Raw genomic sequence first — 16110 nt, forward strand, 5'->3', positions numbered from 1 at the left:
CGTCCGTACTGCTCGATCCGTCCGCTAGATCCGTACCTGCACGGCGCCCGAGAGCCGGTCGTGCAGCCCGCGGCCGTCCCGGTCCCAGATCAGCGCGGGTACGGCGAGCCCGAGCAGGACCGTACGCACGGCCACCCGCCACAGCGTCAGCCTCCCCCGGCCCTCCACGGACACCACCCGCAGCCGCAGCAGCAGCTTGCCCGGGGTGCTGCCGACCGTGCCGACGGTCAGGAAGCTCATGACGAGGAAGACGGACAGCGCCCAGTTGTTGGCGGCGCCGGGGTCGCCCCCGGCGAGCAGCGCGTAGCCGATGAGCGCGGCGATCGCCCAGTCGATGAACAGGGCGCCGAAGCGGCGCCCCAGCGGCGCGACGGAACCGGGGCCGGATTCGGGCAGACCGAGCCGTTCACCGCGGTGGCCGAAGTCGGCGCCGAGGTTCTCGGCGGTGGCCCGGGGGCCGGAGAGCCACGATCCGATCGCTTTCCTGCTGTCCACGTTGTCCACGCCGCAACGGTATCGCGCGAATGAATGACCTGGTCCGCACGCCCGGAGGCAAGGACTGTTCCGCTGGTTAACATAGGTGAAACAAACGGGTCACGCTTGAGAAATGGCATCTGCCTATGGTCGGGAAGCGCGCATGCCACCGCACTGGCCCGCGCCCCGCAGCAAACCCCGTCCCTCCGCGGCGGGACTAGGAGGAGTTGGGATGTTCCAGAACGCCGACGAGGCCAAGAAGTACATTTCGGACAACGATGTGAAGTTCATCGACGTCCGATTCTGTGACCTGCCCGGCATCATGCAGCACTTCACGGTCCCGGCCGAGACCTTCGACCCGACCGAGAGCCTGATGTTCGACGGGTCCTCGATCCGCGGCTTCCAGGCCATCCACGAGTCGGACATGGCGCTCGTCCCCGACCTTTCCACGGCCCGGCTGGACCCCTTCCGCACCGAGAAGCACCTCAACGTCAACTTCTTCATCCACGACCCGATCACCGGCGAGCAGTACAGCCGTGACCCGCGGAACGTGGCGAAGAAGGCCGAGGCCTACCTCGCCTCCTCCGGCATCGCCGACACCGCCTACTTCGGCCCCGAGGCCGAGTTCTACGTCTTCGACGAGGCCCGCTTCGAGACCAAGGCCAACGGCGCCTACTACCACCTCGACTCCGAGGCCGGCGCCTGGAACACCGGCGCCATCGAGGACGGCGGCAACCGCGGCTACAAGGTCCGCTACAAGGGCGGCTACTTCCCGGCCCCGCCCGGCGACCACTTCGCCGACCTGCGCGCCGAGATCACCCTGGAACTGGGCAAGGCCGGCCTCCAGGTCGAGCGCCAGCACCACGAGGTGGGCACCGCGGGCCAGGCGGAGATCAACTACAAGTTCAACACGCTGCTCGCCGCCGCCGACGACCTGATGCTCTTCAAGTACATCGTGAAGAACACCGCTTGGCGCAACGGCAAGACCGCGACCTTCATGCCCAAGCCGATCTTCGGTGACAACGGCTCCGGCATGCACGTACACCAGTCGCTGTGGAGCAACGGTTCGCCGCTCTTCTACGACGAGCAGGGTTACGCCGGCCTCTCCGACACCGCCCGCTACTACATCGGCGGCATCCTCAAGCACGCCCCGTCGCTGCTGGCCTTCACCAACCCGACGGTGAACTCCTACCACCGCCTGGTGCCCGGCTTCGAGGCCCCGGTCAACCTGGTCTACTCCCAGCGCAACCGCTCCGCCGCGATGCGGATCCCGATCACGGGCTCCAACCCCAAGGCCAAGCGCGTCGAGTTCCGCGCCCCGGACCCGTCCTCGAACCCGTACCTGGCCTTCTCCGCCCTGATGATGGCGGGTCTGGACGGCGTCAAGAACAAGATCGAGCCGGCCGAGCCGATCGACAAGGACCTCTACGAGCTCGCCCCCGAGGAGCACGCGGGCGTCGCGCAGGTCCCCACCTCCCTCCCCGCGGTCCTCGATGCCCTGGAGGCGGACAACGAGTACCTGCAGGCGGGCGGCGTCTTCACGTCCGACCTGATCGAGACCTGGGTCGACTACAAGCGCGAGAACGAGATCGCCCCGATGCAGCTGCGTCCGCACCCGCACGAGTTCGAGCTGTACTTCGACATCTAAATCGCGGGGTTGGGCGACCTCGGCTTTGTGCACCGGATGTGCACCGGTCGACGCGTTGCCTGACGTGGCCTCAGGACTGACAGCGAGGGCTGCCTCCCGGAACGGGGAGGCAGCCCTCACTGTGTTGTCCGTTGGGCCCCGTACCCGGAGTGCGTCTGACGCGTCGAGAGCGGCGAGCAGCGCGTGGCACCGCTCCACCGCTCGTCGTCTCGCGGTGACACCGGCTACTGTCGCTCTCGTCTCCCTGTCCCACGATCAGTCCCTGCCTAGGTGAGCACCACACGTGAATGAAAAAGTGAGATTCCCGAGCGTCGTCGGCCCTGAACTGGCCGGGGTGATCGACTTGCCCGAGGGCGAGATCCGAGGCTGGGGGCTCTTCGTGCACGGATTCACCCTCGGCAAGGACTCGCCGGCCGCCTCGCGCGTCAGCAAGCAGCTGGCACGCGAGGGGATCGGCATGCTGCGCTTCGACAATCTCGGGATCGGAGACTCCGAGGGCGACTGGGGGGACGGTTCCTTCACCGTCAAAGTGCAGGACACTGTCCGTGCCGCGGCCTTCATGGCGGAGCGAGGGACTCCGGTGGATTTGCTGGTGGGGCACTCGTGGGGAGGCGCCGCCGCGATCGCCGCTGCGCGCGAGACGGTCGGCCTCCGCGCGCTGGCCACGATCGCGGCGCCCGTCGATCCCAGCCACGTCGAGCGGCAGTACGACTCGGTCCTGGATCGCGTCCTCAGCGAAGGGGCGCACGAGTGGTTCGTCGGCGGGAGGACCCTGGTTCTCAAGCGCGCCTTCGTCGAGGATGTCCGCCGGGCTCACCTGCGCGACCGGATCGGCGAGGTGAACCTTCCACTGCTCGTGGCGCATTCGCCCACCGACTCCACCGTCGACATCGCCAATGCCGGGGAGATCTTCCAGGAGGCACGGCACCCGCGAAGCTTCATCTCGCTCGAAGGAGCGGACCATCTGTTGACCGCGCGAGGGCAGGCGCAGCGGGCCGCTCACATCATCAGCGCCTGGGCCGACCAGTACCTCGACGAGCCAAGGCTCCAAGAAGCGGCATCTCGGACGATGGAGAGCTCGGGCAGCTAGGGTCCGCCTTCAACGTGATCTTGCCCAGAGCAGGAGCGAGGCGAGAGTGACCGCCGCTTCGTAGGGAGCGGGCGGTCTTGTCGTATCTGGTCGCGATGCCGCGGAAGCGATTTCTGGCTCATCGACGGCCAGAGGGTGAGGTGGAACCACTTCACCGGCGAGGGCGCCTCGGGCGGCGGCGAGATCAGCGCCGACCCCGCAGCGGCGAAGCTGTGTGCGACCGCGTTCGAAGCAGTGTGGGCGCTGGCAGTCTCCCGCGAGAACTACGAGATCAACTAGCGCGACCCGGACAGGCCGGCCGATGCCCAACTGCCCATCCTCATCCGCGCAGGCGGCGCGGGAAAGCGTTGCTGAGCGGCTCAAGGAGATCCGGCTGGACGCCGGACTCACATGCAGTCAACTGGCCTGCCGGTGCGGCTGGCACCACGCCAGGACACCGAGGATCGTCCCGCAATGCTGTGGCTGCGCCGCCCCTCGGCTGACCGGCCGGCCTGGGACCGTGCCGGACCTTCAGCCCGTGCCACGGCCGTCTGCACGGCCGACTCCGAAGGGCCGCTTCGCACACGAAGTCCGTACCTCCCCCGACCGGCTCTTCAGCAGCGGCCCACTCAACACGTCGGCCAGGGAGGAGGAGCTGCCGCCTCCGCCGCAGGTGGAACGGCCTGCGAGGAGGCTCGGGGCAGAGGAGCACCGCACCTTCGGCTGCCGGCCCCGGGAGCGCATGCAGCAGTTGCTGAAGTCGGGGGCACTGACGGCTGGCGATCTGATGAGTACCCCGGCCGTCGCCGTACATCAGGACGCGCAGCTCACGGAGGCCGCCCGCATCATGGCGCGGAAGCGGGTGAAGCGCCTGCCGGTGGTGGACGGCGAGGGCAGGCTGGCCGGCATCGTCAGCCGTGGCGACCTGCTGAAGGTGTTCCTGCGGTCCGACGAGGACATCGCCGAGGAGATCCGGCACGAGATCATCGGGCTGCTCCCGGGTGCTGCCCCGTCGCTGCGAGTCGACGTCGAAAAGGGGGTGGCCACGCTGCGCGGGGAGCTTCACGATTCCTCGTACATGCCTGTCGCCGCCCGTCTTATCCGTTCGGTCGAAGGCGTCGTCGACGTGGAGTTCGACCTGGAGTGAGTGGCCAGAGGGACCGTAACCGCGGGCCGGCTGAGCCGGCCCCAGAAGGCGGCCGCGTCCGCGGCGGCCGCGAAGAACGAGGCGTCCACCGCGAAGGCCCCCGCCGGGCAGGATCCTGAAAAAGTTCGGCGGCGTGACCGAGGCCGGAGCGAAGGTGTCCGAAGTCGTGGGCGGCGTGGTCAGCGGCCTGAGCGACATCCTCGACTCGTAGGGACGTCATGTTCACCGCACACTTCTCGCTCACGCACTGGTGGATCGCCGCGATCGTGTCGGCCCTAGCCCTCGCGTTCGCAGTGCAGTCCCTGGCCACGAAGACCAGGGACAAGCTGATCGCGGCGGCGTCCGTCGTGCTCGCCACGGCGCTCTACACGGCCCTGCGCGGATCCGGCGACGGGGCACAGCAAGCGCTGCAGCTGTTCATCCTGGGCGCCCTGCCCCTGGCGATCCTGCGGCTCGTCTTCGCCGGGTGGCTGCGCCGGCAATTGGCGCTGAAGCACGCAGGACAGCCGATGGAGGAGCTGACCGGCAAGCAGATGGCGACCCTCCTCGCGACCTTCGTCGCCGCCGTGATCCGCATCGTCATTCTCTGACGTACGCAGTGCGGCGCCGCCGCACCGGCGAAGGGGCTCCCCGCTACGGCGTGGCCGCGGGCAGCGATTAATGCCACGTTCTTTACGCGAAGCGACGAGAATATGTAGCGTGTTCTCTCATGGTCGAGGACATGAGAGAAGCGAGGGTCTCGGGATGACGGACTCCCTGCGCAAGGACCGGGCGACACCGCTCCCGGCTGCCTGCGGTGTGGTCGGCGGCGGGCGGATGGGATCGGGCATCGCGCACGCGCTGCTGCTTGCGGGGAGCAGCGTCACCGTGCTCGAGCAGGACGACGGAGCCGCCGCGGCAGCACGTACGGCGATCCTGCGTGCGCTCGACGAGTCCGTACGGCGCGGCGTGGTCGACCCCGAAGCGTCCGCCGCCTGCGGGCAACGGCTCCGCGTCGGCACCCGAGCTGCCGAACTGGCCGGCGCGGGGCTGGTCGTGGAGGCCGTGCCCGAGAACCAGCCGCTGAAGGTCGAGACGCTGCGCGCCGTCGAGGACGCCGCGCCCCAGGCGGTGCTGGCCAGTAATACGAGCAGCATGTCGATCGGCGGCATCGGCGAGGATCTCCGGCGCCCGGAGAGGCTCCTCGGTCTGCACTTCTTCAATCCGGTGCCCGCCAGCAAGTTGGTCGAGGTGGTCGTCGGCCCGGTAACGGATCCGGCCCTGGCCGAACAGGCCCGTGGCTGGGTCCACGCGCTGGGCAAGACCCCGGTCGTCGTGCGGGACGCCCCGGGTTTCGCCAGCAGCAGGCTCGGTGTGGCCATCGGGCTGGAGGCGATCCGGATGCTCGAGGACGGCGTCGCGACGGCCGAGGACATCGATGCGGCGATGTCGCTGGGCTACGGCCATCCGGTCGGCCCGCTGAAGCTGACCGACCTCGTCGGGCTCGACGTACGCCTGGGCATCGCGCGCTACCTGCACGAACAGCTGGGCGAGCGGTTCCGTCCGCCGGCGCTGCTGACGGAGATGGTCGAACGCGGCGAACTGGGCCGCAAGTCCGGTCAGGGCTTCTACACCTGGTGACAACACCGACGAAGGAGCGGTTCGTGGCACGAACGCTGGAGAGCTGGACCCGCGGCGAGTGGTGGGCCGCCGACGGTTATGGAGTCCAGGTGGCCGACGCCGTCACCGGTGAGCCGGTGGTCACGGTTTCGAGCGACGGCCTCGACACCGCGGCGACCGTCGCGTACGCCCGTGAGGTCGGCGGGCCGGGGCTCAGGCGCGGCGGATTCGCCGAACGGGCCGGACTGGTCAAGCAGCTCGCGCTCGCACTGAAGGAGCGGCGCCAGGAGCTGATCGAGCTGTCCGCGCGTACGGGCGCCACCGCCGCGGACGCCTCGGTCGACGTCGACGGTGGCATCGGCACGGCATTGGCCTTCGCGAGCATGGGCGCCAAGCAGTTGCCGGACGGCAACGTGCTCGCCGAGGGCGACGCCGAACTGCTGGGCAGGGGCGGCACGTTCGCCGGCCGTCATCTCCTGACGCCGCGGCGCGGTGTGGCGGTGGAGATCAACGCGTTCAACTTCCCCGTCTGGGGGATGCTGGAGAAGCTGGCGCCCGCGCTGATCGCCGGCGTGCCGAGCATCGTGAAGCCGGCCACCCAGACCGCGTACGTCACCCAGCACGCCGTCCGTATCCTCGCCGAGTCCGGCCTGCTCCCCGACGGAGCGCTGCAACTGGTGTGCGGTGGGCTCGGTGACCTGCTCGACCACCTCGGCGGGCAGGACCTGTTGTCGTTCACCGGCTCGGCCGATACGGCCGCCAAGCTGCGCGGGCACGAGGCGGTGACCGCGCGCTCGGTGCGTTTCAACGCCGAGGCCGACTCGCTCAACGGCTCGGTGCTCGGCCCGGACGCGGTGCCCGGCACCCCCGAGTTCGAGCTCTTCGCCGACGCACTCGTGCACGAGATGACCTGCAAGGCGGGGCAGCGGTGTACGGCGATCCGGCGCGCACTGGTGCCGGAAGTACTGCTGGACCAGGTGTCCGAAGCGGTGTCCGACCGCTTGGCGAAGGTCGTCGTCGGCGCACCGGGCGCCGAAGGCGTCACCATGGGTGCACTGGTCGGCCCGGCCCAGCGTGGCGATGTACTCGCGGCCGTGGACCGGCTGAAGAAGGCCGCCACGGTGGTCGTCGGTGGTGGACCGCCCCCCGATGTGGTCGGCGCCGATGCCATGACGGGTGCGTTCATGGCCCCGACGCTCCTGCGCTGCGACGACCCGGCTCGGGCCGAACCACATGCCGTCGAGGCCTTCGGCCCGGTGAGCACGCTCATGGGCTACCGCGACCCCGCGCATGCGGTGGAGCTGCTCGCCCGCGGCGAGGGTTCGCTCGTCGCTTCGGTGGTCTCGTACGACGCCGATGTCGTACGCGAGGTCGTGCTCGGCACCGCCGCGCATCACGGACGGGTCCTCGTGCTCGACCGCGACGACGCCGGGGAGAGCACGGGACACGGCACGCCGATGCCGCAGCTGGTGCACGGCGGGCCGGGCCGGGCGGGCGGGGGTGAGGAGGAAGGCGGCCTGCGTGCGGTCACCCATCACCTGCAGCGCACGGCCGTGCAGGCAGGTCCTCGCGTTCTCGACGCTCTGACGGGGCCTGTGCCGTAGGGGGCAACATGCTACATTCGAATGACGTGACGATGCTCCATCGTGGACTAACGGTTGAACCCGGAGAGAAGGGCAAGAGCGGATGACGACCATGGATGACCGCCTGGGAGCCGCACCCGAGCCCACCGGCCCGGTGAGCAGGATCGACTACAGCGAGCGGATTCCCAACAACGTCGATCTGGCCGGCGACCGCAAGCTCCAAAGGGCACTCGAGCGTTGGCAGCCGAAGTTCATCGACTGGTGGAAGAGCCTCGGCCCTCAGGTGCCGACCAAGGAGGTCTACCTGCGGACCGCGGTCGCCATCGACCGCGACGGGTGGGCCGTCTACGACTTCGTGCCGATGGAGGAGTACCGCTGGGGTGTCTTCCTCGCCGAGACCGAGCCGGACCGTGAGATCAGCTTCGGTCAGCACAAGGGCGAGAAGGCGTGGAACGAGGTCCCCGGCGAGTACCGCGCGGAGCTGCAGCGGCTGATCGTCGTACAGGGCGACACCGAGCCGGCCAGCGTGGAGCAGCAGCGCCGGCTCGGAGCCACCGCGCCCAGCCTGTACGACATGCGGAACCTCTTCCAGATCAACGTGGAGGAGGGCCGTCACCTGTGGGCGATGGTCTACCTGCTGCAGGCGTACTTCGGACGTGAGGGACGCGAGGAGGCGGAGGAGCTGCTCCGCCGCAACAGCGGCGACTACGACAATCCGCGCATCCTCGGCGCCTTCAACGAGGACACGACCGACTGGCTGAACTTCTTCATGTTCACCTACTTCACCGACCGCGACGGGAAGTACCAGCTGGGCACGCTGAAGGAGAGCGGCTTCGACCCGCTGGCACGCACCTGCGAGTTCATGCTGAAGGAAGAGGCCCACCACATGTTCGTGGGCACCACCGGCATCCAGCGGGTGGTCGAGCGGACCGCGGAACTGATGAAGGAGCACGGCACCGACGACATCCTGCCGCACGGCGGGATCCCCTTCGACACCATTCAGAAGTACCTGAACCAGCAGTACTCGGTGTCCATGGACCTGTTCGGTTCCGAACTGTCCTCGAACGCGGCCGCCTACTACACCGCTGGGCTGAAGGGCCGCTGGCAGGAGCGGCGGCGCAAGGACGACCATGTCCTGCAGGGGCAGACACGGGAGATGACCAAGGTCGAGAACGGCGAACTGGTCACCGAGACCGTCCCATTGCTGAACGCGCTGAACCTGGACCTGCGTGACGAGTACGTCGCCGACTGCGAGAACGGTATCCGCCGCTGGAACCAGGCGCTGGAGGATGCCGGGCTGCCACACCGGCTGACGCTGCCGCACGAGGGTTTCAACCGCCAGGTCGGTGTGTACGCCGAGGCGCACGTGAGCCCCGAGGGCGAGGTGCTCACCCGGGAGCAGTGGGACGGGAAGGCCCCGGAGTGGCTCCCGTCGGAGCAGGACCAGGCCGATGTGCGGTCACTGATGAAGCCCGAGTACGAGCCGGGCAAGTTCGCGGGCTGGATCGCACCGCCCGCCCAGGGCATCAACAAGATGGGCGTGGAGTTCGACTACGTGCACTTCTGGCAGGAAGACAACTGAGCCGCCGACTCACTGTGACACGGCGCCCGATCCGCCGGCGGGTCGGGCGCCACCTCTTTTGAGGTCAGCTTTGATGTCCGCGGGGCTTCAGGACGGCACCTTTCAGGAGCGCGGCGTTCGGACCCGCGGCGTCACGACCGGTCGTCGGCACCGGTGCACATGCGCTGCCAGTACGCCTGTGCCCGGCGGTGCCAGCGTTCGTGGCAGCGGTGGAAGACCGCGGCGGCGTCCGGGCCGGGCCAGTCGTGGTCGAGGAGTTCCGCGGGCAGCGCCGGATCCAGGGCGGGAAAGCGCCGCCAGGCATGCACCAGGTTCACCTGGGCCACGAACGCCTCCTGCTGGTCACTCACGTGCAGATCGCCGAACTGTCTGACGAAGTCGCCATAGGCCGTCTCGATCTTGTCGAGCGGCCACGCGGCAGCCACGACGTCCTCCGGGTCACCGATGCCGGCCGACGGCCCCGTCCACGACATGGTGCTGTGCTCGATGCCGAGCTCCCGCACGATGGCCTGGACCTCGTCCGTACGTCCGGCGTCGGGCACCACCCACAGGCCGGGTGCGGGCGATCCCATACCAGCCCAGGTCAGCCGGGTGCGCAGCTGGTGCCGCAGCTGTCGCTGGGATTCGGGCACCGTGACCGCGAGCACGAGCCAGCGGCCGTCCCAGCGGTGCCTGTGCCGCATGAAGGTGTAGATCCGCTCGGTGCCTTCCTCGAGGAGCTGTTCTCCGTTCGGTGTCAGGCTCCAGCGGGTACGGCGGCCGACCCGGTCGGCCACGAGCAGACCTTGGGTGGACGACCGTGCCAGTGCCTGCCGTGCCGCCTTCTCCTCGAAGCCGAGGGCATCCAGTGCCCCGAGCAGGGCGCCGGTCCAGACCGGTTCCCGGCTCGGCAGAACGAACTCGCCGAGCACGGTCAGCAGCAAGGAGCGCGCGCTGGGCGAGCCTGGCCAGGACCGCCGTGGGCGCGATGCGCCTTCTACAGTCGTACCGGCAGCGGCCACAGCGTTGAGTCCTTTCGGAAGAGTCAGGGACCCGAAATTCTAGCCCGGAGCGGCGACGACTCGGGCCTTTGCTCCGACAACAACATGCTACGAAGCATTGACGCACAACCATGAGAATGTAGAGTCAGAGGCTCAAGACGGCACCGATCGCTTGGAGGAGTGAGATGACCGCCGCGGTCGAAACCAGCACCCAGCCGACCGGCACGGACACCGGTGCGGGCAACCCCGAGGCGGCTACTGCCCCCGGGGACGTACCCACGGTCTCGTTCGACACCTCGCCCGACGTCTACCGTCACTGGAAGCTCGGCGTCGACGGTGAGATCGCGACACTGACCCTGCTGGTCGACCAGGAGGGTGGGATCGCCCCGGGCTACGAACTCAAGAGCAACTCCTACGACCTCGGGGTCGACATCGAGCTCTACGACGCCGTCCAGCGGCTGCGTTTCGAGCACCCCCAGGTCAAGTCCGTGGTGCTCACCGGCGGGCTGGAGCGGATGTTCTGCGCGGGGGCGAACATCAAGATGCTCGCCCAGTCCACCCACGCCTGGAAGGTGAACTTCTGCAAGTTCACCAACGAGACCCGCAACGGGTTCGAGGACGCGACGCAGCATTCCGGGCAGACCTACATCGCCGCGGTCAACGGCACCTCTGCCGGCGGCGGCTACGAACTCGCCCTGGCCTGCGACCAGATCGTCCTCGTCGACGACGGCTCGTCGGCGGTGGCGCTTCCCGAGGTGCCGTTGCTGGGCGTGCTGCCCGGCACCGGTGGTCTGACCCGGGTGGTGGACAAGCGGCACGTCCGCAAGGACCGGGCCGACATCTTCGCCACCAAGAGCGAGGGCATCAAGGGCCGGACCGCGGTCGAGTGGCGGCTGGTCGACGCCGCCGTCTCCCGCGGCCGGTTCGACGACGAGGTGCGCTCGCGGGCCGAGGAAGCCGCGAAGGGATCGCACCGTACGGGTGGTGAGGGCGTCGCGCTGACTCCGCTGGACCGCGTCGAGACCGGCGACTCGATCACCTACCCGCACGTCAAGGCGCACCTGTCGCGCGACCAGCGCCGCGTCGAGATCACTGTCGAGGCGCCCGCCGAGGCTCCGCCCGCGGACGCGACGGGCGTACGCGAGCAGGGTGTGGACTACTGGCCGCTCGCGCTCGCCCGTGAGCTCGACGACCTGATCCTGCGGCTGCGCACCAACGAACTCGAACTCGGCACCTGGGTGTTCCGCACCACGGGTGACGCCGACGCCGTGCTGGCCCATGACGCCCAGCTCGACGCGCTCGCCGGCGACTGGTTCGTCAACGAGGTCCGGCACTACCTCAAGCGCACCTTCAAGCGCCTGGACGTCACCAGCCGCAGCCTGGTCGCGCTGATCGAGCCGGGCAGCTGCTTCGCCGGGACGCTGCTGGAGCTCGCGCTGGCCTGCGACCGGCAGTACATGCTGGCCGGGGTGTTCGAGGACGTCGACCCCGACGCCGATCCGGCGGGCATTGTCGTCGGCATCGGCACGGCGAACCAGGGCGCCTACCCGATGGGCAACGGCCTGACCAGGCTTCAGTCACGGTTCTACGCGGCCGACGAGGAGCTGGAGGCGGTCCTGGCCCGCACCGGTGACCGGCTCGCGGCCGACGAGGCCGCCGAGCTCGGGCTCGTCACCATGGCACTGGACGACATCGACTACGAGGACGAGCTGCGCATCGTGCTGGAGGAGCGTGCGTCGCTCTCCCCGGACGCGTTGACCGGCATGGAGGCCAATCACCGCTTCGTGGGGCCCGAGTCGATGGAGACCAAGATCTTCGGCCGGCTGACCGCCTGGCAGAACTGGATCTTCAACCGTCCCAATGCCTCAGGCCCGGAGGGCGCGCTGCGCCGCTACGGCACCGGGAAGCGCGCCGACTTCGACGTCAAGCGGGTCTGACGGGCGGCTGCTGCCGAGGAAGGCCGAGGAAGGCTGAGGAAGGAAGCGAAGAGATCATGTCCATGTCGTCAGGCTCATCACGGTCTTTCAACGCCGCTACGTACCTCGTCGACCGGCACGTCGACAGCGGTCGCGGCCACCATCCCGCCGTGCGTCACGCGGAAGGCGACATCAGCTACGCGCAGCTGTCCGACGACGTCGCCCGTGCAGCAGGGGCGCTGAGGCGTCTGGGCATGCACCGCGACGAGCGCGTGATGTGCTGCATGTCCGACAGCCCGGAATTGCTCACCACCATCCTGGCCGCGTTCCGTGCGGGACTGGTCGCCGTACCCGTGAGCACGATGCTGACCGGCAGGGAACTCGGTGCGATCCTCGCCGACTGCGGCGCCCGTGTACTCGTGTGCACGTCGGAGTTCGCCGAAGCCTGCGGCGAGGCTCTCCGGGCGTCACCCGACGTGAGTCATCTGGTCGTGGTGGGGGATGCCGAACCCGAGGTGCCGGAGCGGGTGGTGCGGCTCTCGTGGGCCGAGGCCGTCGGCGGCGTCGCGGCGAGCGCCGCGGCACGTACGCAAGGACCCGGCCAGGTCGCCGCCACCGGCGAGATCGCTGCGACCAGCGAGATCGCTGCCACCAGCGAGATCGCTGCCACCAGCGAGGACACGCCGGCGTTGTGGCTCTACACCTCCGGTACGACCGGTATGCCGAAGGCGGCCATGCACCGGCACGCCAACATCCGGCACGTGTGCGAGACCTACGGCGAGCAGGTACTGGGGATCCATCCCGATGACCGGTGCCTGTCGGTGGCGAAGCTCTTCTTCGCCTACGGGATCGGTAATTCGGCGTTCTTTCCTCTCTCCGCCGGCGCCACCACGATTCTGGAACCCCGCCGTCCCACGCCGGAGGTGATCGCCGAGCGGGTGCGCGCCGACCGGCCCACGCTGTTCTTCGGCGTGCCGACCTTCTACGCCGGGATGCTGGCCGCGGATCCGCCCGCCGACCTGATGTCATCGGTGCGGCTGGGCGTCTCGGCCGGTGAGGCTCTGCCCGCGCCGCTGCTTCAGCGCTGGCAGGACCACTTCGGAGTCGAGATCATCGACGGCCTGGGCTCGACCGAGGCACTGCACATCTTCCTGTCGAACCGGCCTGATGACATCGGTCCAGGGACGAGCGGGTTCCCGGTGCCCGGGTACGAGGTGCAGATCCGGGACGAGCAGGGCGCCGTACGTCCGCCGGGCGAGCCGGGCTCGCTGTTCGTCAAGGGTGAGTCGATCGCGACGGGCTACTGGTGCCGCACCGAGACCAGCCGTCACGTCTTCCAGGGCGACTGGCTGGCCACCGGCGATACCTACGTGCAGGACGAAGAGGGCCGCTACACGTGCCTGGGACGGTCCAACGACATGCTGAAGGCGGGCGGTATCTGGGTGTCGCCGGCAGAGGTCGAGAGCCGCCTGATCGAGCACGAGGACGTGCTCGAGGCCGCCGTGGTGGGCGTTCCGGACAGCCAGGGCCTGGACAAACCGGTGGGCTACGTGGTGCTCAGGGAGAGTGCCACCGCCACGCCGGAGGAGCTGATCGGCTTCTGCCGGGACGGCCTGGCCCACTTCAAGGCGCCCCGCCGTGTGGTGTGCGTGAACGCACTGCCGCGTACGGCGACCGGCAAGCTCCAGCGCTTCAAGATCCGCACGCTCGCCGCCGAATCCAGCGGCGCATCCGATCCGTCCGACGACTCGTCGGCACGTCCTGCGCGGACGGCTGCCGAGCCCCGCGGCACCCGCTGAGCGCGGGCACCATGCAGGAGGAGCAGATGACCAAGGGGGAGCAGTCCCAGCCCGTCGAACGCCACGAGGTGGACCTGGTGCTGGTAGGAGCGGGACCGGTCGGCCTCTACGGCGCCTACTACGCCGGCGTCCGCGGGCTGCGCGTCGCGCTGGTGGACTCACTGCCCGAGCCCGGTGGCCAGGTGACGGCGCTGTATCCGGAGAAGCCCATCTACGACATCGCCGGCTTCCCGAGCGTCCGGGGGCGGGAACTCGTCGACAACCTCGTCGAACAGGCGGGCCGGTACGGGCCGTTGTACCTCCTCGGCCAGCAGGCCCGGTCGCTGGAACGCGCTCCGGTCGAGGACGGCCCGGACCGTTTCCGGCTGACGACCTCCAACGGCACGTTGATCGACTGCGGTGCGGTGGTGGTCACCGGCGGGATCGGCACCTTCACCCCCCGGCCGTTGCCGGCCGGTGAGGAGTTCCTGGGACGCGGGCTGTCGTACTTCGTGCCCTCGCTCGCCGATTTCACCGGCACCGACGTCGTCGTGGTCGGTGGTGGCGACAGCGCGTGTGACTGGGTGCTCGCGCTGAAGCCGGTGGCCAGGTCGGTCACGCTCGTACACCGGCGGACGGCCTTCCGGGCCCATGCCGCCACGGTCGACGCCGTTCGGTCGTGCGGCGCCACGGTCGTGACCGATGCGCAGGTGACCGGGATCGAGGGCGATGAAACGCTGGAGCGGGTCGAGGTCACCCGCAAGAACCAGGATCCCGTCGTGCTGCCCGCGCAACGGGTGGTGGCCGCGCTGGGCTTCCTGGCCGACCTGGGGCCGATGCGTGACTGGGGCTTCGACCTGCACGACAACCGCCATCTCGTGGTGGATTCGAGAATGGCCACGGACGTGCCCGGTGTCTACGCCGCAGGTGACATCTCGGAGTACCCCGGAAAGGTCAGGCTGATCGCGGTCGGCTTCGGCGAGGTCGCCACCGCGGTCAACAACGCCGCCGTGCACCTCGACCCCGAGGCGTCGCTGTTCCCCGGTCACAGCACCGACGAGGCGCCCGTCGCAGTGGCCGCGGCCGCGGCCTGAGTACGAGGAGAAGTACCGTGCCCTACGTGATCGCGTCGGACTGCATCGACATCACCGACCAGTCCTGCGTCGAGGAATGCCCCGTCGACTGCATCTACGTCGGCGAGCGCAAGTTGTACATCAACGGCAAGGAGTGCATCGACTGCGGTGCCTGCGAACCCGTCTGCCCCGTCGAAGCCATCTCCCAGGACCGCCGGGTCCCCGAGGACCAGCAGGAGTTCATCGAGGACAACAAGGCGTTCTTCACGGAGATACTTCCCGGCCGGGAGGAACCGATCGGCACGCCCGGCGGCTCACGGCTCACCGGCGACATCGGCGTCGACACCCCGCTGGTCTCCAGGCACCCGGGCAACTAGGAGTTCACCATGCTGGACGGTCACCCGCTGGTCGACGCACATGTGCACGTTCCGCTTCTGTCGTCCATCGCCCCTGCCTGGTCGCAGTGGGCACGCGATTTCGGGCCCGACGGCGTGCTCGGACTCGCATGGGACGCCGACGGCAACCCGGACGCGGCGAAGCTGGACGACCTCTTCGCCGCCGAAGGCGTGGACGTGGCGCTGCTGTTCTGCGAATACAGCCCGAAGGCCACGGGCTACCAGCGGTTCGACGATTTGCTGCCGATCGTCGAGCACAACCCGTGGCGTTTCCGCCCGGTGGCCAACGTCAACCCGCATCTGCACTTCCCGATCGAGCGGGAGCTGCGGCGCCAGCTCGATCTCGGAGCGGCCGCACTCAAGCTGCACCCGGTGCACGGTGGATTCCGCCTGGACGACCCCGCCCTCTTCCCGGCGTACTCGCTGCTCGTCGAACGGAAGGTCCCGCTGGTGACCCACTGCGGGACCTCGTCCTTCCCGGGCTCGATGAACGAGCACGCGGATCCGACGCAGCTCTACCCGGTGCTCAGGCACTTCCCCGACCTCACCGTCGTCCTCGCGCACGGGGGCCGGGGCTGGTGGTACGACGCCGCGGCGTTCCTCGCGCTCTCCCACGACAACGTGTGGATCGAGCTGTCCGGACTGCCTCCCAAACGCCTGACGACGTACTACGCACGGCACGACATCAACAGGCTCGCCCGCAAGTGGATCTTCGGCACCGACTGGCCCGGTGTGCCCGGCACCGCCGTCAACGCCCGGGCGGTCGCCGGACTGGGATTGTCCGACGACACCGTGCCGATGGTGCTCGGCGAGAACGCCCTGCGCGTCTACCACGGCCTCGAGCGCGAGAAGGAGTGAACACCCCA

Annotated in this window: 14 protein-coding genes and 1 pseudogene; 13 read left to right on the forward strand and 2 right to left on the reverse strand. The window is 69.0% G+C overall.

What is annotated here, in order from left to right; translation table 11 throughout:
- Window positions 1-24 precede the first annotated feature (24 nt).
- Window positions 25-495 carry an RDD family protein gene (locus ACRDP3_RS13115; protein WP_431517097.1) on the reverse strand — a complete coding sequence of 157 codons (471 nt, stop codon included), beginning with the start codon at window positions 493-495 and terminating at the stop codon, window positions 25-27.
- A 211-nt stretch (window positions 496-706) separates the two neighbouring features.
- Here ACRDP3_RS13115 and glnA point away from each other — a divergent pair, with 211 nt between their 5' ends.
- The 8 genes and pseudogenes from glnA to boxB all read left to right on the forward strand — a co-directional run bounded on the left by glnA (window position 707) and on the right by boxB (window position 9102).
- Window positions 707-2122: a type I glutamate--ammonia ligase gene (gene glnA / locus ACRDP3_RS13120; protein ID WP_431517085.1), complete on the forward strand. Its 1416-nt coding sequence runs from the start codon at window positions 707-709 to the stop codon at window positions 2120-2122.
- A gap of 283 nt (window positions 2123-2405) precedes the next feature.
- Window positions 2406-3212, forward strand: a complete 807-nt coding sequence (locus tag ACRDP3_RS13125) for an alpha/beta hydrolase family protein (protein ID WP_431517086.1) — start codon at window positions 2406-2408, stop codon at window positions 3210-3212.
- A gap of 102 nt (window positions 3213-3314) precedes the next feature.
- Window positions 3315-3491 (forward strand): annotated as a pseudogene (locus ACRDP3_RS13130) (DUF6879 family protein); the annotation flags it as partial.
- A gap of 442 nt (window positions 3492-3933) precedes the next feature.
- Window positions 3934-4338 carry a CBS domain-containing protein gene (locus ACRDP3_RS13135; RefSeq protein WP_431517087.1) on the forward strand — a complete coding sequence of 135 codons (405 nt, stop codon included), beginning with the start codon at window positions 3934-3936 and terminating at the stop codon, window positions 4336-4338.
- Between the two features lie 218 nt (window positions 4339-4556).
- Window positions 4557-4928 (forward strand): hypothetical protein, encoded by a 372-nt coding sequence (locus ACRDP3_RS13140; protein WP_431517088.1) that lies wholly within the window; start codon window positions 4557-4559, stop codon window positions 4926-4928.
- 154 nt (window positions 4929-5082) lie between these two features.
- Complete coding sequence (locus ACRDP3_RS13145; protein ID WP_431517089.1) at window positions 5083-5958, forward strand: 3-hydroxyacyl-CoA dehydrogenase family protein; 876 nt, start codon at window positions 5083-5085, stop codon at window positions 5956-5958.
- A 23-nt stretch (window positions 5959-5981) separates the two neighbouring features.
- Complete coding sequence (gene paaZ / locus ACRDP3_RS13150) at window positions 5982-7541, forward strand: phenylacetic acid degradation bifunctional protein PaaZ (protein WP_431517090.1); 1560 nt, start codon at window positions 5982-5984, stop codon at window positions 7539-7541.
- Window positions 7542-7623: 82 nt separating this feature from the next.
- Window positions 7624-9102, forward strand: a complete 1479-nt coding sequence (gene boxB, locus ACRDP3_RS13155) for a benzoyl-CoA 2,3-epoxidase subunit BoxB (RefSeq protein ID WP_431517091.1) — start codon at window positions 7624-7626, stop codon at window positions 9100-9102.
- Between the two features lie 131 nt (window positions 9103-9233).
- Here boxB and ACRDP3_RS13160 read toward each other — a convergent pair whose 3' ends face one another.
- Window positions 9234-10025, reverse strand: a complete 792-nt coding sequence (locus ACRDP3_RS13160) for a PaaX family transcriptional regulator (RefSeq protein WP_431517092.1) — start codon at window positions 10023-10025, stop codon at window positions 9234-9236.
- 242 nt (window positions 10026-10267) lie between these two features.
- Here ACRDP3_RS13160 and boxC point away from each other — a divergent pair, with 242 nt between their 5' ends.
- The 5 genes from boxC (at window position 10268) to ACRDP3_RS13185 (ending at window position 16102) form a co-directional block, all read left to right on the forward strand.
- Entirely contained in the window at window positions 10268-12019 is a 1752-nt protein-coding gene (boxC, locus tag ACRDP3_RS13165; protein WP_431517093.1) for a 2,3-epoxybenzoyl-CoA dihydrolase, read from the forward strand.
- Window positions 12020-12081: 62 nt separating this feature from the next.
- Window positions 12082-13797, forward strand: coding sequence for a benzoate-CoA ligase family protein (locus tag ACRDP3_RS13170; RefSeq protein ID WP_431517098.1), 1716 nt, complete (start codon window positions 12082-12084; stop codon window positions 13795-13797).
- Between the two features lie 26 nt (window positions 13798-13823).
- Window positions 13824-14870 (forward strand): NAD(P)/FAD-dependent oxidoreductase, encoded by a 1047-nt coding sequence (locus ACRDP3_RS13175; RefSeq protein WP_431517094.1) that lies wholly within the window; start codon window positions 13824-13826, stop codon window positions 14868-14870.
- Between the two features lie 17 nt (window positions 14871-14887).
- The gene (gene fdxA, locus ACRDP3_RS13180) at window positions 14888-15226 is read left to right on the forward strand and encodes a ferredoxin (protein ID WP_431517095.1); all 339 of its coding nucleotides are present in this window, start codon (window positions 14888-14890) and stop codon (window positions 15224-15226) included.
- Window positions 15227-15235: 9 nt separating this feature from the next.
- Window positions 15236-16102, forward strand: a complete 867-nt coding sequence (locus ACRDP3_RS13185; RefSeq protein ID WP_431517096.1) for an amidohydrolase family protein — start codon at window positions 15236-15238, stop codon at window positions 16100-16102.
- The last annotated feature ends 8 nt before the right edge of the window (window positions 16103-16110 follow it).

The organism is Streptomyces sp. (assembly GCF_050698815.1).
GTDB lineage: Bacteria > Actinomycetota > Actinomycetes > Streptomycetales > Streptomycetaceae > Streptomyces.

Bases quoted from the DNA above. Each gene is read 5' to 3' on its own strand.
- glnA (WP_431517085.1), top strand. From the start codon at position 707: ATGTTCCAGAACGCCGACGAGGCCAAGAAGTACATTTCGGACAACGAT.
- ACRDP3_RS13135 (WP_431517087.1), top strand. From the start codon at position 3,934: ATGCAGCAGTTGCTGAAGTCGGGGGCACTGACGGCTGGCGATCTGATG.
- ACRDP3_RS13140 (WP_431517088.1), top strand. From the start codon at position 4,557: ATGTTCACCGCACACTTCTCGCTCACGCACTGGTGGATCGCCGCGATC.
- ACRDP3_RS13145 (WP_431517089.1), top strand. From the start codon at position 5,083: ATGACGGACTCCCTGCGCAAGGACCGGGCGACACCGCTCCCGGCTGCC.
- boxB (WP_431517091.1), top strand. From the start codon at position 7,624: ATGACGACCATGGATGACCGCCTGGGAGCCGCACCCGAGCCCACCGGC.
- boxC (WP_431517093.1), top strand. From the start codon at position 10,268: ATGACCGCCGCGGTCGAAACCAGCACCCAGCCGACCGGCACGGACACC.
- ACRDP3_RS13170 (WP_431517098.1), top strand. From the start codon at position 12,082: ATGTCGTCAGGCTCATCACGGTCTTTCAACGCCGCTACGTACCTCGTC.
- ACRDP3_RS13175 (WP_431517094.1), top strand. From the start codon at position 13,824: ATGACCAAGGGGGAGCAGTCCCAGCCCGTCGAACGCCACGAGGTGGAC.
- ACRDP3_RS13185 (WP_431517096.1), top strand. From the start codon at position 15,236: ATGCTGGACGGTCACCCGCTGGTCGACGCACATGTGCACGTTCCGCTT.